This window comes from Pseudomonas anguilliseptica (assembly GCF_021375795.1).
Taxonomy (GTDB): domain Bacteria; phylum Pseudomonadota; class Gammaproteobacteria; order Pseudomonadales; family Pseudomonadaceae; genus Aquipseudomonas; species Aquipseudomonas anguilliseptica_A.
Genome location: NZ_JAEIOI010000005.1, coordinates 186,438 through 206,645, shown reverse-complemented (window position 1 = coordinate 206,645; position 20,208 = coordinate 186,438). Strand labels below are relative to the sequence as shown.

Below are 20,208 nucleotides of genomic sequence, written 5' to 3'. Positions count from 1 at the left end.
ATGGGGAGTTGTATGTCGAAGCTTGGTCTGAAATCTTCACTGTCTGCAGTGTTTGCCATGCTGCTCTTGGGGCAGGCGCTGGTCGCCCAGGCAAGCCTGCCGGATTTCACCGAACTGGTTGAGCAGGCCTCACCTGCGGTGGTGAACATCAGTACGCGGCAGAAAATGCCGGAGCGTACGGTTGCTGGGGGCGGGCAGCTCAATATGCCGGATCTGGAAGGCATGCCGCCGATGTTCCGCGAGTTCTTCGAGCGCAATATCCCGCAGGTACCACGCGCGCCTGGCGGTGGTCGGCAGCGCGAGGCCCAGTCGCTCGGCTCGGGCTTTATCATTTCCGCTGATGGCTACGTACTAACCAACAATCACGTGATTGCCGATGCCGATGAAATCATCGTGCGTCTGTCGGATCGCAGTGAGCTTGAAGCCAAGCTGGTGGGCACTGATCCGCGCAGTGACGTGGCCTTGCTCAAGGTCGAAGGTCAGGGCTTGCCAACCGTCAAGCTGGGCAAGTCGGAAGACCTCAAAGTAGGTGAGTGGGTGCTGGCCATCGGGTCGCCGTTTGGCTTCGATCATTCGGTGACCGCCGGTATCGTCAGCGCCAAGGGTCGTAGCCTGCCAAACGAGAGCTATGTGCCGTTCATCCAGACGGACGTGGCCATCAACCCGGGTAACTCCGGTGGTCCGCTGTTCAACCTGGCCGGTGAAGTGGTAGGCATCAACTCGCAGATTTTCACCCGTTCCGGCGGTTTTATGGGCCTGTCGTTCGCCATTCCCATGAGCGTGGCGATGGATGTGGCTGATCAGCTCAAGGCTGATGGCAAGGTCAGTCGTGGCTGGTTGGGTGTGGTGATTCAGGAAGTGAACAAGGATCTGGCCGAATCGTTCGGGCTGGATAAACCGGCTGGTGCGCTGGTGGCTCAGGTGCTGGAAGACGGGCCTGCTGCCAAAGGCGGCCTGCAGGTGGGGGATGTGATCCTCAGTCTGGATGGTAAGCCGATCATCATGTCGGCGGATTTGCCGCACCTGGTCGGTGCTCTCAAGCCCGGCTCCACGGCTGAGCTGGATGTGGTGCGTGACGGTGCGCGCAAGAAGCTGAAACTGAGCATTGGCGCGTTGCCGGTAGAGGGCGATGCATTGGCTGGCACTGCGGCGCCGGGTGTGGAACGCAGCAGCAACCGTCTTGGCGTCAAGGTGGTTGAGTTGACTGCTGAGCAGAAGAAAACCCTTGATCTGAAAGGTGGAGTGGCAATCTCCGAGGTGCAGGATGGTCCAGCTGCTTTGATTGGTCTGCGCCCAGGTGATGTGATCACTCACCTGAACAATCAGGCGATCAACTCGGCCAAGACCTTTACCGAGGTGGCGCAAGCGCTGCCGAAGAACCGCTCGGTATCGATGCGCGTCTTGCGTCAGGGACGTGCCAGCTTTATCACCTTCAAGCTGGCGGACTGATACGCACAGTGGCGTAAAGGGCGACTTCGGTCGCCCTTTTGCTTAGGGCTATTGGCGTTGCACCGCTTGCGCTGAAACCTCCAGACCTTATCCTGCGACGCGGCCTTGATGACGCGCCAGGCGGCTTTCAGGTACACTTCGCGGCTATTTTCGGCGGGCAGTCGCCTGCGACCTTTTTGAGTGTTGATCCGTGAGTGATTTGAGTCATATCCGCAATTTCTCCATCATCGCCCACATTGACCATGGCAAGTCGACCCTGGCTGACCGGTTTATCCAGATGTGTGGCGGCCTGGCTGACCGTGAGATGGAAGCCCAGGTGCTGGACTCCATGGACCTTGAACGCGAGCGCGGGATCACCATCAAGGCGCACAGCGTCACCCTGTACTACAAGGCCCGTGACGGCGTTACCTACCAGCTGAACTTTATTGATACCCCCGGTCACGTCGACTTCACCTATGAAGTCAGCCGCTCCCTGGCTGCCTGTGAAGGTGCACTGCTGGTGGTCGATGCCGGGCAGGGCGTAGAAGCGCAGTCAGTGGCTAACTGCTACACCGCCATCGAGCAAGGCCTTGAGGTCATGCCGGTACTGAACAAAATCGATTTGCCCCAGGCCGAACCCGAGCGGGTTAAAGAAGAGATTGAAAAAATCATCGGTATCGATGCCACCGATGCCGTGACCTGTAGTGCCAAGACTGGCCTGGGTGTGGATGAGGTGCTTGAGCGGCTGGTGCAGACGATCCCCGCGCCGACGGGTGAAATTGATGCGCCGCTGCAAGCGCTGATCATTGACTCCTGGTTTGATAACTACCTGGGCGTAGTCTCCCTGGTGCGTGTGCGTCAGGGCCGGGTGAAAAAGGGCGACAAGATTCTGGTCAAGTCCACCGGCAAGGTGCACTTGGTCGACAGCGTTGGTGTGTTCAACCCGAAACACACTGCTACCGCCGATCTCAAGGCCGGTGAAGTGGGCTTTATCATCGCCAGCATCAAGGACATTCATGGTGCGCCGGTGGGCGATACCCTGACCTTGAATTCGACGCCAGACGTCGAAGTGCTGCCGGGTTTCAAACGTATCCAGCCGCAGGTCTACGCCGGCCTGTTCCCGGTCAGCTCGGATGATTTCGAAGACTTCCGCGATGCCCTGCAGAAACTCACGCTGAACGATTCGTCGCTGCAGTATTCGCCAGAAAGTTCCGATGCTCTGGGCTTTGGCTTCCGTTGCGGTTTCCTCGGCATGCTGCATATGGAGATCATTCAGGAACGCCTGGAGCGCGAGTACAACCTGGATCTGATCACCACGGCGCCAAGCGTAATCTTCGAAGTGGCGCTGAAAAACGGCGAGACGATCTACGTCGATAACCCGTCCAAACTTCCGGATGTTTCGTCCGTAGAAGACTTCCGCGAGCCGATCGTCCAGGCCACGATTCTGGTGCCGCAGGAACACCTGGGTAACGTGATTACCCTGTGTATCGAGAAACGCGGTGTACAGCGTGACATGCAGTTCCTCGGTTCCCAGGTTCAGGTTCGCTACGACCTGCCGATGAACGAAGTGGTGCTCGATTTCTTCGACCGCCTGAAGTCCACCAGCCGCGGCTATGCGTCGCTGGATTACCATTTTGATCGCTACCAGTCGGCCAATCTGGTCAAGCTGGATGTGTTGATCAACGGTGACAAGGTCGATGCGTTGGCGCTGATCGTGCACAAGGACAACGCCCATTACAAAGGCCGGCAGTTGACCGAGAAGATGAAAGAGCTGATTCCTCGGCAGATGTTCGATGTGGCGATTCAGGCGGCCATCGGTGGCCAGATCGTCGCACGGACTACGGTCAAGGCGCTGCGCAAGAACGTATTGGCCAAGTGCTATGGTGGTGACGTCAGCCGTAAACGCAAGCTGCTGGAAAAGCAGAAGGCCGGTAAAAAACGCATGAAGCAGGTCGGCAACGTGGAAATCCCACAGGAAGCCTTCCTTGCAGTGCTCAGGTTGGATAGTTAGGTCCTATGTCGCTAAATTTCCCGCTGTTGCTGGTTATCGCCGTCGCCGTTTGTGGTGTGCTGGCGTTGTTCGATCTGGTCTTTCTGGCGCCACGGCGGCGGGCGGCTATTGCCACCTACCATGGGCAAGTCAGCGAGCCTGACGAGAAAGTGGTGGAGCGCCTGAACAAGGAGCCGCTGCTGGTGGAGTACGGTAAATCGTTCTTCCCGGTGCTGGCGATTGTGCTGGTGCTGCGCTCGTTTCTGGTCGAGCCGTTCCAGATTCCGTCGGGGTCGATGAAACCGACCCTGGAAGTGGGTGATTTTATTCTGGTCAACAAATTCGCCTATGGCATTCGCCTGCCGGTGCTGGACACCAAGGTGATTGAGGTGGGCGATCCGCAGCGCGGTGATGTGATGGTGTTCCGCTACCCCAGCGATCCGAACATCAACTACATCAAGCGCGTGGTCGGCCTGGCAGGTGACCGGATTGCCTACAGCAGCGACAAGCGTTTGACCATCAACGGTGAATTGGTTGCTCAAAAACTCATCGGTGATGAACCCGGCAGTTTGGGCAGTGCGACGCTGTACAACGAAAAACTGGGCGAGGCAGAGCACCAGATCCGTAAGGAAATGCAGCGTTATCGGGTTGAACCAGGGCGTGAATGGGTGGTACCGAACGGTTACTACTTCATGATGGGCGACAACCGCGACAACTCCAACGACAGCCGTTACTGGAATGATCCAGCTATCCCCAAACCCTTGCTGGGCATGGTGCCGGACCAGAACATTGTTGGTAAAGCCTTCGCCATCTGGATGAGCTGGCCGGATCCGAAGTCGCGCAACCTGCCGAACTTCTCCCGCGTAGGCCTTATTCACTGATCTGTTGATGACTTTGCGACGCTGTTAAATACAGCGTCGCAGGCTATATATAGTCTTGCCTGCAGCCGTAACGGCTTCTACATAACTCGAATTTGGGGACAAGTATGAAATCTGCGCATTCGCAAAAAGGGATGTCGATTTTAAGTTGGCTGATGGTTTTGGCCTTGGTTGCGTTTTTTGCCAGTGCGGCTTTCAAGGTGTTGCCACATTACTTCGACTATATGTCGATGGAAAAATTGATTACTTCGGTTGAAACCGACAAGGCTGCCAACATTCGCAGCATCAATGAGTTCTATGGCCATGTCAGCAAAGGCATGCAGGTCAACAGCATTCGTGATCTGAACCTTCAGGATGCCTTGAAGATTAAAGTGGAAAACAATGAGTTCAAGGCTCACCTGAAGTACGAGAAACGGGAGCCATTGATCCAGAACATCGATCTGGTCGTGCGCTTCGACAAAGAATTTCGTGTGCGCATGCCGTGAGTGCTTCGTTAGCCCGCCTTGAGCGTCAGCTCGGTTATACCTTCAAGGACCAGGAGTTGATGATCCTGGCACTGACCCACCGCAGTTTTGCCGGGCGCAATAATGAGCGCCTGGAGTTTCTCGGTGATGCCATCCTCAACTTCGTTGCCGGCGAAGCGCTATTCGAGCGCTTTCCCCAGGCGCGCGAAGGCCAGCTGTCACGTTTGCGTGCGCGCTTGGTAAAAGGCGAAACCCTTGCTGTACTGGCTCGCGGCTTTGACTTGGGTGAATACCTGCGTCTGGGCTCCGGTGAGCTGAAAAGCGGTGGTTTTCGCCGTGAGTCGATTCTTGCTGACGCCCTGGAAGCCCTGATCGGGGCGATTTATCTGGATTCGGGCATGGAGGCGGCTCGCGAGCGCGTGCTGGCCTGGTTGACCAACGAACTGGACAGCCTGACCTTGGTCGACACCAATAAGGATCCGAAAACCCGCCTGCAGGAGTTTCTGCAATCGCGTGGTTGTGAGCTGCCGCGCTATGAAGTGGTGGATATTCAGGGTGAACCGCATTGCCGGACATTTGTCGTGGAATGCCAGGTGACCCTACTCAATGATAAAACCCTGGGGCAGGGTGCCAGCCGGCGTATTGCCGAGCAGGTGGCCGCTGCGGCCGCGCTGATTGCTCTGGGTGTGGAGAATGGCAATGACTGATTCACCTGTTACACGCTGTGGCTATGTCGCCATCGTTGGCCGGCCCAACGTGGGCAAGTCGACGTTGCTCAACCACATTCTTGGCCAGAAGCTCGCGATCACCTCGCGCAAACCGCAAACCACACGGCACAACATGCTCGGAATCAAGACCGAGGGTGAGGTGCAGGCGATCTATGTCGACACCCCTGGTCTGCACAAGAACAACGAGAAAGCACTCAACCGTTACATGAACAAGAACGCCTCGTCGGCGCTGAAAGACGTCGACGTGGTGATTTTCGTGGTCGATCGCACCCGCTGGACGGATGAAGACCAGATGGTGCTTGAGCGTGTTCAATATGTCGAAGGCCCGGTGATTCTGGCGATCAACAAGACTGATCGCCTGGAAGACAAGGCCGAGCTGATGCCGCACCTGGAGTGGCTGGCTCAGCAGCTGCCGAAGGCCGAAATCGTGCCAGTATCCGCCCAGCAGGGGCATAACCTCGACACCTTGGAAAAACTGGTGGGCGAACGTTTACCGGAGGGGGTGCACTTCTTCCCGGAAGATCAGGTCACCGACCGCTCCAGTCGTTTCTTCGCTGCCGAACTGGTGCGCGAGAAGATCATGCGTCAGCTCGGTGCCGAGTTGCCGTACCAGATCACTGTGGAGATCGAAGAATTCAAGCGTGACGGGCGCATCCTGCATATCCACGCGCTGATTCTGGTCGAGCGTGACGGGCAGAAGAAGATCATCATTGGTGACAAGGGCGAGCGGATCAAACGCATCGGTCAGGAGGCGCGCAAGGACATGGAGGTGATGTTCGACTCCAAGGTCATGCTCAACCTCTGGGTCAAGGTCAAGGGCGGCTGGTCCGATGACGAACGCGCCCTGCGTTCCCTGGGTTACGACGATATCTGATCCGTCTGCGGGCGCCTTGTGCACCCGCTCCTTCGAGTAAGACCCATGCTCGCCCTCAGTCAGCCCGCTTATGTGTTGCACAGCCGTGCTTACCGTGAAAGCAGCGCGCTGGTGGATTTTCTTACTCCGCAAGGCCGACTGCGCGCAGTATTGCGCGGTGCCCGGGGCAAGGCGGGTAGCCTGGCGCGGCCTTTTATTCCCCTGGAAGCCGAATTTCGCGGGCGCGGTGAGCTGAAAAATGTTGGCCGCCTGGAGCCTGCCGGTATTCCCAATCTGCTGGTGGGCGAGGCGCTGTTCAGCGGCCTTTACCTCAATGAGCTGTTGATCCGCTTGCTGCCTGCCGAAGACCCGCATCCGGCGATTTTTCAGCACTACGCCATGACAGTTTTGGCGCTGGCCGAAGGGCGTGCGCTGGAGCCGTTGCTGCGCTCGTTTGAATGGCGTTTGTTGGATGAGCTGGGCTATGGTTTCGCCCTGGATCTGGACTCTGAGGGCCTGCCCATCATTGCGACTGGCCTGTACCGTTTGCACACTGAAACTGGCCTGGTGCCGGTCGGGCATGTACAGCCCGGCGTGTTTCAGGGCGCAGAACTATTGGCCATGGCCGAGGCCGATTGGACCGCGCCGGGTGCCCTGGCGGCCGCCAAGCGCCTGATGCGCCAGGCCCTGGCCCCCCATTTAGGTGGTCGACCACTGGTCAGCCGCGAACTGTTTATGACGCTCAAGGAGCCAAGCCGTGACTGATGCCAATCGTATTCTGCTGGGTGTGAACATCGACCATGTGGCCACCCTGCGCCAGGCCCGTGGAACTCGCTATCCCGATCCGGTCAAGGCCGCGCTGGACGCTGAGGAGGCCGGTGCCGATGGCATTACCGTGCACCTGCGTGAAGACCGTCGGCATATCCAGGAGCGTGATGTGCGCCTGCTCAAGGAGGTCATGCAGACACGCATGAACTTCGAAATGGGCGTGACCGAGGAAATGCTCGCCTTCGCCGAAAGCATTCGCCCTGAGCACGTCTGCCTGGTGCCGGAAACCCGTCAGGAGCTGACCACCGAGGGTGGTCTGGATGTGGCCGGGCAGGAAGCGCGGATTCGCGCAGCGGTCGAGCGTCTGAGCAAGATCGGTTGTGAAGTGTCGCTGTTTATCGATCCGGACCCACAGCAGATCGAGGCGTCCAAGCGCGTCGGCGCCCCGGCTATCGAGCTGCACACCGGCCGTTATGCCGACGCCCATACCCCGGAAGAGGCGGCGCACGAGCTGGCGCGGATTCGCGACGGCGTAGCCTGTGGCTTGCAACACGGGTTGATCGTGAATGCCGGCCATGGCCTGCACTACCACAACGTCGAGCCGGTGGCGGCGATCGCCGGGATCAATGAGCTGAATATTGGCCACGCCCTGGTGGCACATGCGCTGTTCGTCGGTTTCAAGCAGGCGGTGGCGGAGATGAAGGCGCTGATCGTCGCGGCCGCCAATCGCGGTTGATGATGCCGGGTGGATGGCTGCAGCCATCCACCCGTTACGGTTTGCGTGCGATCAGCACCGCGCGGTTTGGCGCCGGCAGGCCTTCCACGGTGCGGCTATGGTCGGTCGGGTCGAGGAATTCCGGTAGCGACTGGAAGCGCATCCAGTCGGTTGAACGCTGTTCGTCCACGCTGGTGGTGCTGACATCTACGCAGCGCACATCAACAAAACCGGCGCGGCGAAGCCACAGCTCCAACGCCGGCACTGAGGGCAGGAACCAGACGTTACGCATCTGCGCATAGCGGTCTTCGGGTACCAGCACTTGCTGCGCGTCGCCTTCCACCACCAGGGTTTCCAGCACCAGTTCGCCATCCTTGACCAAGCAATCCTTGAGGTCGATCAAGTGATCGATGGGCGAGCGACGGTGATACAGCACACCCATGGAAAACACCGTGTCGAAGCCTTGCAGCTTGCTCGGCAGTTCCTCGAATGCCAGCGGCAGGTGCCAGGCGGGCAGGTCGGGCAGGTAGTTCTTCATCGCCAGAAACTGGCAGAGAAACAGCCAGTTGGGGTCGATGCCGATCACGCTGTCCGCGCCGGCGCCGAGCATGCGCCACATGTAGTAACCGTTACCGCAGCCGACATCCAGTACCCGTTTGCCCTTGAGGTCGAGGTAGGGGGCGACGCGGTGCCACTTCCAGTCCGAGCGCCATTCGGTGTCGACATGCACACCAAACAGGTGAAATGGCCCTTTGCGCCAGGGGATCAGGCCCTGTAGGGCGGTTTTCAGCGCGCTACGGGTTGCTTCATCGCAGGCACCGTCGAAGCTGAAGCTGTGCAGCAGTTCCAGCTGTTCGACGTTCAGCTCCGGCAGGGCCTGTACCGCGCCATACCAGCGCGGCAGGTCGCCATGGCCGATGGCCAGTTTGGCGTCGATCTGCCCAGGCAGGTCGGCTGCCCAGTCTTGCAGTGGGGTGCCGGCAAGGGTGGCTTGCAGGGCGTCGAGGTCGAGGCGGCTGATCATGGCAGGGCAATCATCGAGGCGAAATTAAGGCACTGGAACCACGGCACGACCTGGCTGAAGCCCGCAGCCAGTAAGCGTTCGCGGTGCTGCTCCAGGCTGTCTGGGAGCATGACTTTCTCGATGGCACTGCGTTTCTGGGCGATTTCCAGCTCGCTGTAGCCATTGGCCCGCTTGAAGGCGATATGCAGATCGCCGAGCAGGGCGTGCTGTTCGGCATCTTCGAATTGCAGTTTTTCCGAGAGGATCAGCGCGCCGCCGGGCAGCAGGGCCTGACGAATCCGCGTGAGCAGGTCTAGACGCTGTTCGGGGCGGATAAATTGCAGGGTGAAGTTCAGCGCCACCAGCGAAGTAGGCTGAAACTCGAGGCTGAGAATGTCGGCCTCAATCACCTCTACGGGCAGCAGCTCCTGAAACATCGAGTCCTGCGCGTGCAGGTATTCGCGGCAGCGCTCAACCATGGCGCTGGAGTTGTCCACGGCAATCACCCGGCAATCGTCGATCTGCACATGCCGACGCAGCGCCTGGGTCACCGCGCCCAGGGAGCTGCCGAGGTCATACAGCACGCTATGTGGCTGGGCGAACTGACCGGCCAGTACGCCGATGTTCTCGACAATGGTCGGGTAACCCGGCACCGAGCGTTTGATCATGTCGGGGAAAACCCGCACCACATCTTCGTTGAACACGAAGTCCGGCACCTGGGCCAGGGGTTGGGCGAAAAGACGGTCGGGCTGTTTGCTCACGATGGCTGCGCACTGGTCAATAAAGCCGGGCATTTTAGCCAAGTGCGCGGTATAGCCAAACCTTGATTGCCGTTATTGGTCGCAAATCTGCGTGGCGATGGCTTAGCGGACCTGTTTGAAGGCCGACGCCGCAATCGCCCATTGCCCCAGCCAGTAGCTGAGCATGATCGCCAGGGGGGCCGCCTCGAAGGGCACGACAAAGCGGTTGATACCGATCAGGCTATCGGACAGCACAAACAGCGCGGCACCTGCGGCGGCCAGGCGTGTTGAGGTGCTGGGCAGCCCAGGTTGACCAAGGCGGGCGAGGGCGCGCCAGAGCATGGCGCTGATGGCCAAGGCGTAACAGGCTACGGGGATCAGCAGTGGACCCAGCTTGGCGCTGGCGAGGATAGCGAACATCGTCCCGCCCGTGACCAGGGCCAGCAGCAGGGCCAACCAGGCCGGTTGCTTGCAGTCGCTCAGGTAGGCGCGCAGGTAAGCCAGGTGGGCGAGAAGGAAGGCGCCGAGGCCGAAAACAAACAGATCGCCCGGCCAGTCGAGCAGAATGTCGCCCGCCAGTGAGGCGAGCAGGCCGAGGCTGATCCAGCGTCGGTACACGCCATTGGGGGCTGTTCGCAGCCACAGCAACAGGGCGATGACCGGGATGCCCTTGTTGAGCAGGCCCAGTTCATTCAGGCCGCTGAGCCGTGCATAGAGAAATACGGCAGCGCCCAGCAAACCCAGCAGCAGATAACGCATGGCCTTGTCCTTGATGCTCGAAAAGCCAGCACTATGGCGCGTCGCCGATTAACTGACCACGCCATGGATGCCACTTAGGTCAGCATTTCGCGCCAGTGGCAGCAGGCTGTTGAAAAGCTACCTACGTTGCCATCGCTGCGTTAAAAACAGGCTCTGGCTGCCTCGCCTAGGTTTTTCAACGGCCTGCTAGCGAGCTTTGATTGTGCAGTTGAAGCGCTGTGCCGGAACTACACCGACTTCCCAGGGGCGTTCGTAGGTCAGGATCAATTGGCCTTCGCCGGCCTGCGCGACCTCGAAACGCCAGGTGGAAACCCCGGCACTGCCGACCAGGCCAGCGTCTTCCGGGTTGCTGTAGACCTCGGGGCCGAGGCTTTTCAGTACTTGTGGTGCGGAGTCGCGCAGCAGCCAGCGGAAACCCGTGGTGGGGTTGCTTGGCAGGCGCAGGTTGAATTGCTGGCCGACCTGCAGCGACAGCGGGCATTTGCTTTGCTGTTTCTGCTCCAGGGTCACGCTGCTGGGCGTTTGTGCACAGGCAGCGAGCAGTGCAAGGCTGAATACCACTGTCAGGCGGAGGGCAAGCATGGTGAGCTCCTGGCGAATGTCGAGGCTGCCAGCATAGCTGTTAGGGCTGCTGCGCGGGAGCCTGTGCAGCGAACGTCGCCCGCAGTGGCGCGCGCAAGTGCTGGGCATACTCGTCGATCAGCGGTGTGAGCAGGGCAAAGCATTCGTGCGGTGCCAGGCGTATTCCGCGGCTGTCGATCAGTTCGTGCTCCAGGCGCTGCAGTACCTGTTGTAAAGACGTGCCGACGGGCGATTGTTCCAGCTCCTGGCAGAGCTGCTGAATCTGCTGCTTCAGGTTTGGCGGGCATTGACTGTAGTTGGCCGCCCGCACGCTCAGACCGCGCAGGCGGGCAAGGTTTTCCAGGCCATGGCAGGCCTGGGCGATGCCCTCTATGTGTTGGTTGCCAGCCTGGTACAGGCGGGCTTCGAGTGTTGCGATCACCGCCAGCAAGCCATCGATAACCTGGCAGTGCGCGGCAAAGTCCGCCGGGTTGCGCCGCAGGCGTGGCCAGTCCTGCTGCAGTGGTGCAAGCCCCAGGCTGGGGCCGGGCCAGTTCAGCCAGAGCTGGTCGAGCTGGCGGGCCAGGGCATTGCGCTGGCTGGTGCTGGGGAGGTCCTGTTGAGCGCCTAGTCCTCGGTGTTTCTGCAGGCTCTGCAGCAGGTCGATGCTGCGTTGCAGCAACGCAGCCTGCAGCTCGTTGAGATGCTGCTGGTGGCGTTTTTCGGCGAGTTGGCTGAGGAAATGGCCGGTGAGTAACAGCGCCAATGCCAGGGCGAGAGCAATGCTGAGGACCATAAGCGGTTTTCCCTTAAACCAAACGGTACTGTGCTCGAGCAAATCCCTTGCCAGGCGATGTTAAAGGCCCGTTTTCAGGTGTTTCGCATGTGTCAGCGAGCAACTCTGTGCCCTGTAATTGGGCGTTTCTAAGGCTGTGGTGAGTTGTTGGTGCGACTGCTGCCCATTTGTCGTGCGGGCTGCAGTTTTACCGGGCAAAGGGTTAAAGTTGCACCTCTGTTTTTCAGGGTTGCACTTTTCATGTTCAACGCGCGTTTGATGCGTCTTGATGACCAGGCCCACGAACACACCCACGACCATCATCAACTGGTGCTGTCGCTGGCTGGGCGTGCCGAGTTCGAAGTGAATGGCCGCGGTGGTGAAGTGTGCCGCATGCGTGCCTGCCTGGTGCCGGGGGATGCTGATCACCAGTTCGCCGGTATCGGTGACAACCGCATGCTGATCATCGATCTCGACGAGCAGGGCATCTCCAGTGAAGACCTGCAGCTGCTGACGGGCCTGTTCGAGACGCCGCGCTACCCGCAGCTGGATGCTGACTTTCAGAACCTGCTGAGCTATGCCGGCGCCGAACTCGAGCGGTACGGCTCCGATCCGCTGCTGGCGCGGGCGCTGGGCGGGGTGCTGCTGCGGGCGTTGCACCTGCGTCTGTTTGGCGAGCCGCAGGCACGGACGTTGGGGCCGCTGAATCTGGAGCGGCTCGACAGTTATATCGTCGAGCACCTGGTGCGGCGCATCAGTGTTGCCGAATTGGCTCAGGTGGCTTGCCTGAGCCCCAGTCATTTTCACGCCCAGTTCAAAGACGCTGTCGGCCTGACGCCGCACCAGTATCTGCTGAAAACCCGGCTTGATCGCGCGGCGCGGTTGCTGCGCGAAAGTGGCTTGCCGCTGATCCGGATAGCCGAGGAATGTGGCTTTTCCAGCCAGAGCGCGTTGACCACGGCGATGCGGCGCTACCTCGGGTTGACGCCCAAGCGTTTGCGCGGCGCTAACTAGGTTGCTGCGCTGACTCTCTAAATACCCTTGCATGACTCAGATCGCTGGAGAAGCGTGCTCTTTTGCGGAGGGCCGGCTAAGCTGAACTGGACACAGATAAAGCTGTGCAAGGGCAAGGATGCTGTTCATATTCAAGTGTGCCCTGAACGTGCGAGTAGTCTTGATGAGTAAGCATCCGTTATTGCGTTGGCCGCTGCTGTTAGGCGGGTTGCTGAGTGCGTTGTCGTTGCAGGCGGCCAATCTCGCGGCTGAGCTGGTGGACAGTCAGGGGCAGCCATTGGCCAATGCCGTGCTTACTCTGCGCGGTACGACGGGCACGTCCGCAGCTGCAGGTCAGTCCATCATGGACCAGCGCTCACAGCAGTTCGCCCCGAATGTGCTGGCGGTGCGTACCGGCACCGCGGTGTCGTTCCCCAATAGCGACAATATTCGCCATCACGTCTATTCCTTTTCGCTGGCCAAGCGCTTCGAGCTGCGCCTCTATCAGGGTACGCCGAGTGAACCGGTGATCTTCGACAAACCGGGTGTGGTGGTGCTCGGCTGCAATATCCATGACTGGATGGTGGGCTATGTCTATGTCACGGATGATCCCTGGTTTGCCGTTAGTGATGAGCAGGGGCGGCTGAATATTGATCAGTTGCCCGCTGGCAGCTACAGCGTCAGCCTCTGGCACCCGCAGGCGCCCGATATGTTGCCGCAGGCTGCGGGGGAGGTGCAGGTGAGTGCGGCAGGCAGTCAGCAACGTTTCACCCTGGCCATGCAGGCTCCCGCCAATCCGCTAGCACCTCGTGCGCCGACCAGCGCCTTTGGTGAGGCCTTCAAGAAAGCTCGTGATGCTGCGCAATAGTTTTCAGGCGCGTATTGCCGGCGTACTGGTGCTGCTGCTTCTGGTCGTGGTGGGGGCGCTGTATGTGGCAGTCCAGGCGGCTACTAACGCAGCGGTACGCAGTCAGGCTAATGAGCAACTGGAAGTCGGCAGTCTGGTGTTTCAGCGCTTGCTGGAGATGCGCGGCAGCCAGTTGCACGACGCGGTGCAGGTGCTGGCGGCGGATTTTGGCTTTAAGGATGCGGTGGCCAGTGGCGACGCGGAAACCATTCGCTCGGCGCTGGCCAATCATGGTGCACGGATTAATGCCAGCGTGGTGATGATGCTGAGCCTGGATGGTCGTCTGGAAGTCAGTACCGATCAGCAGGTCAGTGAGCAGACAGCCAAACGCCTGAGTGCCCAGGTGGTGCAGCGTCAGCGCGAAGGCGTGCAGATCTTCCTGATGCCGATTGCCGACAAGATCTACCTGCTGGTGCAAGCCACCGTGACCGCGCCATTGCCGATTGCCCGGGTAATGATGGGCTTTCAGGTGGACACTGCATTTGCGGCTGAACTGCGTGAGTTGACCCACCTGGATCTGACGCTGCTGGCGACTCAAGAGGGTGCCGCGGATATCTGGATCAGCACCCTGATGCCGGCCGAGCGCGAGCAGCTGCGTGTTGCCGTAGGGGGGATGAACGGTGATGCCATTCGTGTACTGGGCAGCCAGCAGTACCTCAACCAGAATCTGGTGCTGGCCGTGGGGGATGGCTTTGAGGTGCGAGTATTGCTGCATAAATCCCTCAGTCAGGCGCAGCTGGCGTTTGCCCCGCTGGATCAGAAGATTCTGTTGATTGCGCTGGCGGCCCTGACGGCCTCGCTGGCTGGTGCGCTATTGCTGGCGCGTACGGTTTCCCAACCTGTGCAGCAGTTGGCCGGGGTCGCCGAGCGGGTGCGTCAGGGGGATTACGAGGCGGAGCTGGATCTGCAGCGCAGCGATGAGCTGGGGCAGTTGGCCAAGGCGTTCAAGGCCATGCAACACGGAATTGCCGAGCGTGAGCGGCAGCTTGCGCACAATGCCTTGCATGACCCCCTGACGGGTTTACCCAACCGTACCCTGGCCCTGGAACGGCTGGGCAGTGCGATAACTGCGCAGCGCAGCACGGCGCTGCTCTACCTGGGGATTGGCAACTTTCGTGCAGTCAATGAAAGCCTCGGGCCGGAAGGCGGCGATCTGGCCCTGCAGCAGATGAGCCGGCGTCTGCAGGCGACTCTGCGCCCCGGCGACAGCGTGGCGCGGATCATTGGCGACGAGTTTCTGCTGTTGCTGGAAAACACCGATAGCGACAGCGCGGTAGGCATCGCCGACAAGGTGCAGCAGTTATTGCTCAAGCCCCTGCGCGTTGGCAGTCATGACGTCACCCTGGATTGCCGTATCGGCATAGCCAGTTATCCGGTCGATGGCAACGCCCCAGAGGACCTGCTGCGCCGCGCGGCGATTGCCATGCAGGATGCCGCTGGGCTGGCCAGCCATCTGCAGGTGTATCAGCGTGGCCGTGATGATGCCCAGCAACGACAGATCCGGCTGATCCGTGACCTGCGCCATGCCGCCAGCAAGGGCGAACTGCGGTTGCACTATCAACCGAAACTGGATATCGCCGCCGGCCTGGTGCGGCAAGCTGAGGCCCTGCTGCGTTGGCAGCATCCGGCGCTGGGGATGGTCTCGCCCGGCGAATTCATCCCGATGGCCGAACGTACCGGCAGTATCCAGTTGCTGACTGCCTGGGTGATCGAAGAAGTCATCCGTCAGTTGCGTGAGTGGACTGGCCGCGGGTTGCGTGTGCAGGTGTCGTTGAATATCTCGACTGAGGATCTGCTTGACCCGCAGCTGCCGGCTCGCGTCCGCCAGTTGCTGGAAACTTACCAGGTGCCTGCGCAACAGCTGATTTTTGAAATCACCGAAAGCGGGGTGATGCTCAATCCCGAGGTGGCCCTGCAAGTGCTGCATGGGTTGCGCGAGTGTGGTGTCAGTCTGTCGGTGGATGACTTTGGCACGGGCTATTCGTCCCTGGCGCAGCTCAAGCGCATGCCGGTGCAGGAGCTGAAGATCGACCAGTCGTTTATCCGTGATCTCGACGATGCCTGCGAAGACGCGGTGATCGTTCGCTCGACCATCGAAATGAGCCATAGCCTGGGGCTCAAGGTGGTGGCCGAAGGGGTCGAGTTCGAGCGCAGCCTGCAACTGCTCGGGCGTTGGCAGTGCGACATCGCCCAGGGTTACCTGATCAGTCGGCCCCTGGCGGCCAAAGCCTTTGAAACCTGGATGGCGCAACACGCGCACGCCACCTCAAGCCTGGTGCATTGAGCATGAATAAACGTTTTTCTTGTGTTGTGCTGTTTCTTGGTCTGCTGAGCCAGCTGGCCTGGGCTGATGGTCGACTGCTGGCCACCGGTGGTGCCAGCAGTATTGAGGGCGCTGCCGGTGGTGGCATCACGCCCTGGGCGGTGCTGTCAGGCTATGGCGAGCGCGGAGAGTGGGGCGCGGATGTGTTTGCCACGCGGGTGGAAACCGGTGACTACCGTCTGGATGTGGCCGGCGTTGGCGTTGCCTTTGATAACCGCGTCGAGCTGTCCTACGCCCGCCAGCGGTTTGATCTGGGCAACCTGGCGCGCGGCCTGAACCTGCCGGAGAACAGCCTGAGCCAGGACATCTTCGGCCTCAAGATGCGCCTGTTCGGTGACCTGATTTATGACCAGCTGCCGCAGGTGTCGCTGGGCCTCCAGCACAAGCGGCAGAAGGATTTTCTGATCCCCAGTCTGGTGGGCGCGCAGCGCAGCGAAGACACCGAAGGCTATATCACCGCCAGCCGGCTGATCCTGGGTGGCGCTTTTGGCTACAACCTGCTGCTCAATGGTGGCATTCGCTATAGCCGGGCCAATGAACTGGGCTTGCTGGGCTTTGGTGGCGATCGCCGTGACCGCCATTCCGTGCTCAAAGAGGGCTCCGTCGCCGTGCTGTTCAACCCGCGTTGGGCGTTGGGCGTGGAGTACCGCGAAAAACCGGACAACCTGAATTTTGCCGGGGAAAGTGACTGGGCGGATCTGTTTCTCGGCTACTTTCCCAACAAGCACCTGGCCGTGGTGCTGGCTTATGCCCGGCTTGGCGAAATCGCCACGCTGGAGCATCAGGATGGCGTCTACCTGTCTGTGCAGGGGAGTTTTTAAGTATGCGTAGTCTGTTGTTGGCTGCTGTTCTGACCTTGACGGCCTGTGCCCAGCCGTCGGTCAAAGACGACAGCCTGTACCGTGAGCTGGGCGAACTGGCGGGGATTACCCGGATTGTCGAGGGGATGCTGCTCAACGTTGCCGGAGACCCGCGCATTGTGCGGCACTTCGAGAACATCGATATCGAGCGGTTGCGTGACAAGCTGGTCGAGCATTTCTGCGTGGACGCCGGAGGCCCGTGCACCTATACCGGTGACAGCCTGGAGGAAAGCCATAAGGGGCTGGGGCTGACACCCAGTGACTTCAATGCATTGGTGGAGAACCTGCAGAAGGCCATGACCGCTGAGGGCGTGGCCATTACAGCCCAGAATCGGTTGCTGGCGCGCCTGGCACCGCAGCGGGGTCAGGTGCTGGATCGTTAGCTAGCGCAGGGTCTGGGCAATCGCCTGGATTTCATCATGATGGCAGACGACCACCTCAAGCTCGCCGTTCTCACTGATGAAATTTTGCGGTGGCAATAATTTCTGATAGGCCGCCAGCTCTTCCAGCGGCGGCAGTTCGGCGCTTGGGCTGTGCTGCTTGGTGGCGTGGTAGAGCGCTAGATTGACCAAATCCAGCAACTGCAGGCTACGCCCTGGGCTGCGTTGCCAGTTGCCGGCGTCGCGGATTACTTCGATGTAGTGGCTATCCACCGACCACTTTTTCAGCACGATCACTCCCAGCGATTTGCCGTATTCGCGGCACAGCTTGTCGTACAACGCACTTGAGGGTGCCTGGCTGTCGTTCTTGAAGGCTGACAGCACGACCAGATTGCCCACTTCACTGAGCAGGCTGGCCAGCAGTGCATGTTCAGCCGTGACATGGCCGAGCAGACGGGCAAGCATGGCACAGGTGCTGGCCTTGATCACCAGGCGCTCCCAGGTCTCGACAAACAGGCGTTTGTGCGCGGCGCTGTGCAGGGTGAACAGGCTTCTGATGCTGTGCACCATGGTGATTCGATCGACTTCCAGCATGCCGAGCAGGCCGACTACTTCGTGCAGCGTCTTGGGCGCCAGGGTGTGGCGATACAGCGCGCTGGAGGCATGTTTCATCAGCAGGGCACTGAGGGCCGGGTCGCGGCTGATCAAACGCACCAGGGCATTTAACGAGATAGTCGGGTCACCCAGGGCACGGCGGATATCCAGGGTGATGGTCGGCAGGCTGGGCAATTGCTCTTCGCCCTGCATCAACTGCGAGACGACACGCCGGTAGATTGAGTAATCGGATGCTTCGCTCAGCAACACACACCTCCTGGCTGCCCTGCATGCAGTCTAGGTCGCCATGTGATGGTTATCAGTGCCGGCGATGGGTGGCGCTGCCAGCTTTCGCGACATCGGCATAAAACAATCGTTTGTGGGAAGTTCCCGGGCCTGGAGGTTTTCGTAAAAACTCCAGAGTTTTTTGTAAGAAGCGGCCATGCCTCTGCCACTAAATTCCGTTCCTTGCTTATGCCATGCACAGTTTTCTGCGGGGCGGATGTCACTGCAGGCTGGTGCAGTTGGGCTACACCTATATACAGACAGTGTTTATTCAAGGGCTTTAACGGGGTGTGCTTGACCCGTTTCGGCGTGTCTGTGGTGGAGTGGGTGACGTCAGCTAGCGGTATGAATATCGCTGGCCGGTGCCTAAATGGATTTTTACGGGCGACTGTCTCATATGGCATGCGCCCGTTGTTGTATTGGGGCTTCAGTTGCCTCGACAGAGGCAAGCGGTTGGGCGGTGGTGAGCGCTGCATGGGGTTTGCAGTTGCCGCTGTCCGTTGCCTGAACCGATTTGCCGCTACAGACGCCCGTTACCGCGGGTGTGGACTGCCACGTGGGCAATGGGGCTACCCCCTGTTGCCGAAATAACAACAATCAAGAGGGGAGCCCCCCAATGACTGCAAATACTCCGATGCTTGTCACCTTCGTGGTGTACATCGCGCTCATGGTGCTGATCGGCCTGTTCGCCTACATGCGCACCAAGAACCTTTCCGACTACATCCTGGGCGGCCGCAGCCTGGGCAGTTTCGTCACCGCGCTGTCGGCCGGTGCCTCAGACATGAGTGGTTGGCTGCTGATGGGCCTGCCTGGCGCCGTGTACCTGTCGGGTCTGTCCGAAGGCTGGATTGCCATTGGTCTGATCGTTGGTGCCTACCTCAACTGGTTGTTCGTGGCTGGTCGTCTGCGTGTGCAGACCGAGCACAACGGCAACGCGCTGACCCTACCGGATTACTTCACTCACCGTTTTGAAGACAGCAGCCGCGTGCTGCGCATCTTCTCGGCGCTGGTGATTCTGGTGTTCTTCACCATCTACTGCGCTTCGGGCGTTGTCGCCGGTGCCCGTCTGTTTGAAAGCACCTTCGGCATGTCCTACGAGACGGCGCTGTGGGCCGGTGCTGCCGCGACCATCGCCTACACCTTTATCGGTGGCTTCCTGGCGGTGAGCTGGACTGACACCGTGCAGGCCACGCTGATGATCTTCGCCTTGATCCTAACCCCGATTGTGGTGCTGATTGCCACTGGCGGTGCCGATGCGACCTTTGCGGCGATCGAACTGAAAGATGCCACCAGCTTCGACATGCTCAAAGGTGCCACCTTTGTTGGTGTGATCTCGCTGATGGCCTGGGGCCTGGGCTACTTCGGCCAGCCGCACATCCTGGCGCGCTTCATGGCGGCTGACTCGGTGAAGTCGATCCCGGCAGCCCGTCGCATCTCCATGACCTGGATGATCCTGACCCTGGGCGGTGCAGTGGCTGTGGGCTTCTTCGGTATCGCGTACTTCTCTGCCAACCCGGACCTCGCTGGCCCGGTAACCGAGAACCCGGAGCGCGTATTTATCGAGCTGGCCAAACTGCTGTTCAACCCGTGGATTGCCGGCATTCTGCTGTCCGCCATTCTGGCTGCGGTGATGAGTACCCTGAGCTGCCAGTTGCTGGTGTGCTCCAGTGCCCTGACCGAAGACTTCTACAAGGCCTTCCTGCGCAAGGGTGCCTCGCAGACTGAGCTGGTCTGGGTCGGTCGTGGCATGGTGCTGCTGATCGCGGTCGTCGCCATCATGCTGGCCGCCAATCCGGAAAACCGTGTACTGGGTCTGGTGTCCTACGCCTGGGCAGGCTTTGGTGCTGCCTTCGGTCCGGTGGTGATCCTGTCCCTGGTCTGGAAGCAGATGACGCGTAACGGCGCATTGGCGGGCATGCTGGTCGGTGCCCTGACCGTGATCCTGTGGAAGAACTTCCTGGGTCACCTGGGGCTGTATGAAATCATCCCAGGCTTTATCTTCGCCACCGTCGCCATCCTGGTCTTCAGCAAGGTCGGCAATGGTCCGTCCGCCAGCATGATCAAGCGTTTCGACGAAGCTGAGAAAGAATACCAGTCGGTCTGAGTACCGCTGATGTAGGGCAATTGACTGGTCGCTCAGTTGCCTCGCGGAGCTTTCCGCGGTTGTGTGCGTGTGACCCGATAGTGCTTCGCCGGCCCACACC

The 20,208-nt window shown here is 59.9% G+C and carries 20 protein-coding genes; 14 read left to right on the top strand and 6 right to left on the bottom strand.

What is annotated here, in order from left to right; all coding sequences use genetic code 11:
* Positions 1 to 12 precede the first annotated feature (12 nt).
* From IOD17_RS16945 to pdxJ, 8 genes are all read left to right on the top strand, one after another.
* Positions 13 to 1,449, top strand: a complete 1,437-nt coding sequence (locus IOD17_RS16945) for a DegQ family serine endoprotease (protein ID WP_233686199.1) — start codon at positions 13 to 15, stop codon at positions 1,447 to 1,449.
* A 190-nt stretch (positions 1,450 to 1,639) separates the two neighbouring features.
* Positions 1,640 to 3,439 carry a translation elongation factor 4 gene (lepA, locus tag IOD17_RS16940; RefSeq protein WP_233686198.1) on the top strand — a complete coding sequence of 600 codons (1,800 nt, stop codon included), beginning with the start codon at positions 1,640 to 1,642 and terminating at the stop codon, positions 3,437 to 3,439.
* 5 nt (positions 3,440 to 3,444) lie between these two features.
* Positions 3,445 to 4,299 (top strand): signal peptidase I, encoded by an 855-nt coding sequence (gene lepB, locus IOD17_RS16935; RefSeq protein ID WP_233686197.1) that lies wholly within the window; start codon positions 3,445 to 3,447, stop codon positions 4,297 to 4,299.
* A 104-nt stretch (positions 4,300 to 4,403) separates the two neighbouring features.
* On the top strand, positions 4,404 to 4,781 hold the full coding sequence (locus IOD17_RS16930) for a DUF4845 domain-containing protein (protein ID WP_233686196.1): 378 nt from the start codon (positions 4,404 to 4,406) through the stop codon (positions 4,779 to 4,781).
* Complete coding sequence (gene rnc, locus IOD17_RS16925; protein ID WP_233686195.1) at positions 4,778 to 5,467, top strand: ribonuclease III; 690 nt, start codon at positions 4,778 to 4,780, stop codon at positions 5,465 to 5,467. Before IOD17_RS16930 ends, rnc begins: the two co-directional genes overlap by 4 nt.
* Positions 5,460 to 6,362 carry a GTPase Era gene (era, locus tag IOD17_RS16920; protein WP_233686194.1) on the top strand — a complete coding sequence of 301 codons (903 nt, stop codon included), beginning with the start codon at positions 5,460 to 5,462 and terminating at the stop codon, positions 6,360 to 6,362. The genes rnc and era overlap by 8 nt, the downstream gene beginning before the upstream one ends.
* 45 nt (positions 6,363 to 6,407) lie before the next feature.
* On the top strand, positions 6,408 to 7,106 hold the full coding sequence (gene recO, locus IOD17_RS16915; RefSeq protein WP_233686193.1) for a DNA repair protein RecO: 699 nt from the start codon (positions 6,408 to 6,410) through the stop codon (positions 7,104 to 7,106).
* The gene (pdxJ, locus tag IOD17_RS16910) at positions 7,099 to 7,845 is read left to right on the top strand and encodes a pyridoxine 5'-phosphate synthase (protein WP_233686192.1); all 747 of its coding nucleotides are present in this window, start codon (positions 7,099 to 7,101) and stop codon (positions 7,843 to 7,845) included. The genes recO and pdxJ overlap by 8 nt, the downstream gene beginning before the upstream one ends.
* A 34-nt stretch (positions 7,846 to 7,879) precedes the next feature.
* On the opposite strand, the gene cmoB is transcribed toward pdxJ, so the two are convergent.
* The 5 genes from cmoB to IOD17_RS16885 form a co-directional block, all read right to left on the bottom strand.
* Positions 7,880 to 8,848, bottom strand: coding sequence for a tRNA 5-methoxyuridine(34)/uridine 5-oxyacetic acid(34) synthase CmoB (cmoB, locus tag IOD17_RS16905; RefSeq protein ID WP_233686191.1), 969 nt, complete (start codon positions 8,846 to 8,848; stop codon positions 7,880 to 7,882).
* Entirely contained in the window at positions 8,845 to 9,621 is a 777-nt protein-coding gene (gene cmoA, locus IOD17_RS16900; RefSeq protein WP_233686190.1) for a carboxy-S-adenosyl-L-methionine synthase CmoA, read from the bottom strand. Before cmoA ends, cmoB begins: the two co-directional genes overlap by 4 nt.
* Positions 9,622 to 9,690: 69 nt before the next feature.
* Complete coding sequence (locus IOD17_RS16895) at positions 9,691 to 10,326, bottom strand: lysoplasmalogenase (RefSeq protein ID WP_233686189.1); 636 nt, start codon at positions 10,324 to 10,326, stop codon at positions 9,691 to 9,693.
* A 186-nt stretch (positions 10,327 to 10,512) separates the two neighbouring features.
* Complete coding sequence (locus IOD17_RS16890; RefSeq protein ID WP_233686188.1) at positions 10,513 to 10,908, bottom strand: protease inhibitor I42 family protein; 396 nt, start codon at positions 10,906 to 10,908, stop codon at positions 10,513 to 10,515.
* Positions 10,909 to 10,948: 40 nt separating this feature from the next.
* On the bottom strand, positions 10,949 to 11,683 hold the full coding sequence (locus IOD17_RS16885) for a hypothetical protein (protein WP_233686187.1): 735 nt from the start codon (positions 11,681 to 11,683) through the stop codon (positions 10,949 to 10,951).
* A 240-nt stretch (positions 11,684 to 11,923) separates the two neighbouring features.
* Here IOD17_RS16885 and IOD17_RS16880 point away from each other — a divergent pair, with 240 nt between their 5' ends.
* The 5 genes from IOD17_RS16880 to IOD17_RS16860 all read left to right on the top strand — a co-directional run bounded on the left by IOD17_RS16880 (position 11,924) and on the right by IOD17_RS16860 (position 17,128).
* Positions 11,924 to 12,676 carry a helix-turn-helix transcriptional regulator gene (locus tag IOD17_RS16880; protein WP_233686186.1) on the top strand — a complete coding sequence of 251 codons (753 nt, stop codon included), beginning with the start codon at positions 11,924 to 11,926 and terminating at the stop codon, positions 12,674 to 12,676.
* 163 nt (positions 12,677 to 12,839) lie between these two features.
* Positions 12,840 to 13,523 (top strand): methylamine utilization protein, encoded by a 684-nt coding sequence (locus IOD17_RS16875; protein ID WP_233686185.1) that lies wholly within the window; start codon positions 12,840 to 12,842, stop codon positions 13,521 to 13,523.
* Positions 13,507 to 15,846 carry a putative bifunctional diguanylate cyclase/phosphodiesterase gene (locus IOD17_RS16870; RefSeq protein ID WP_233686184.1) on the top strand — a complete coding sequence of 780 codons (2,340 nt, stop codon included), beginning with the start codon at positions 13,507 to 13,509 and terminating at the stop codon, positions 15,844 to 15,846. Before IOD17_RS16875 ends, IOD17_RS16870 begins: the two co-directional genes overlap by 17 nt.
* A 2-nt stretch (positions 15,847 to 15,848) precedes the next feature.
* The gene (locus IOD17_RS16865; protein ID WP_233686183.1) at positions 15,849 to 16,706 is read left to right on the top strand and encodes a DUF3034 family protein; all 858 of its coding nucleotides are present in this window, start codon (positions 15,849 to 15,851) and stop codon (positions 16,704 to 16,706) included.
* Positions 16,707 to 16,708: 2 nt separating this feature from the next.
* Entirely contained in the window at positions 16,709 to 17,128 is a 420-nt protein-coding gene (locus IOD17_RS16860; protein WP_233686182.1) for a group I truncated hemoglobin, read from the top strand.
* Here the strand turns inward: IOD17_RS16860 and IOD17_RS16855 are convergent, their stop codons facing one another.
* Positions 17,129 to 17,989, bottom strand: a complete 861-nt coding sequence (locus tag IOD17_RS16855) for an HDOD domain-containing protein (protein WP_418904287.1) — start codon at positions 17,987 to 17,989, stop codon at positions 17,129 to 17,131.
* Between the two features lie 631 nt (positions 17,990 to 18,620).
* Here IOD17_RS16855 and putP point away from each other — a divergent pair.
* Positions 18,621 to 20,108 (top strand): sodium/proline symporter PutP, encoded by a 1,488-nt coding sequence (gene putP / locus IOD17_RS16850; RefSeq protein WP_233686180.1) that lies wholly within the window; start codon positions 18,621 to 18,623, stop codon positions 20,106 to 20,108.
* Positions 20,109 to 20,208 lie beyond the last annotated feature (100 nt).

Bases quoted from the DNA above. Each gene is read 5' to 3' on its own strand.
- IOD17_RS16945 (WP_233686199.1), top strand. From the start codon at position 13: ATGTCGAAGCTTGGTCTGAAATCTTCACTGTCTGCAGTGTTTGCCATG.
- lepB (WP_233686197.1), top strand. From the start codon at position 3,445: ATGTCGCTAAATTTCCCGCTGTTGCTGGTTATCGCCGTCGCCGTTTGT.
- IOD17_RS16930 (WP_233686196.1), top strand. From the start codon at position 4,404: ATGAAATCTGCGCATTCGCAAAAAGGGATGTCGATTTTAAGTTGGCTG.
- era (WP_233686194.1), top strand. From the start codon at position 5,460: ATGACTGATTCACCTGTTACACGCTGTGGCTATGTCGCCATCGTTGGC.
- recO (WP_233686193.1), top strand. From the start codon at position 6,408: ATGCTCGCCCTCAGTCAGCCCGCTTATGTGTTGCACAGCCGTGCTTAC.
- cmoB (WP_233686191.1), bottom strand. From the start codon at position 8,848: ATGATCAGCCGCCTCGACCTCGACGCCCTGCAAGCCACCCTTGCCGGC.
- cmoA (WP_233686190.1), bottom strand. From the start codon at position 9,621: ATGCCCGGCTTTATTGACCAGTGCGCAGCCATCGTGAGCAAACAGCCC.
- IOD17_RS16895 (WP_233686189.1), bottom strand. From the start codon at position 10,326: ATGCGTTATCTGCTGCTGGGTTTGCTGGGCGCTGCCGTATTTCTCTAT.
- IOD17_RS16890 (WP_233686188.1), bottom strand. From the start codon at position 10,908: ATGCTTGCCCTCCGCCTGACAGTGGTATTCAGCCTTGCACTGCTCGCT.
- IOD17_RS16885 (WP_233686187.1), bottom strand. From the start codon at position 11,683: ATGGTCCTCAGCATTGCTCTCGCCCTGGCATTGGCGCTGTTACTCACC.
- IOD17_RS16880 (WP_233686186.1), top strand. From the start codon at position 11,924: ATGTTCAACGCGCGTTTGATGCGTCTTGATGACCAGGCCCACGAACAC.
- IOD17_RS16875 (WP_233686185.1), top strand. From the start codon at position 12,840: ATGAGTAAGCATCCGTTATTGCGTTGGCCGCTGCTGTTAGGCGGGTTG.
- IOD17_RS16865 (WP_233686183.1), top strand. From the start codon at position 15,849: ATGAATAAACGTTTTTCTTGTGTTGTGCTGTTTCTTGGTCTGCTGAGC.
- IOD17_RS16860 (WP_233686182.1), top strand. From the start codon at position 16,709: ATGCGTAGTCTGTTGTTGGCTGCTGTTCTGACCTTGACGGCCTGTGCC.
- putP (WP_233686180.1), top strand. From the start codon at position 18,621: ATGACTGCAAATACTCCGATGCTTGTCACCTTCGTGGTGTACATCGCG.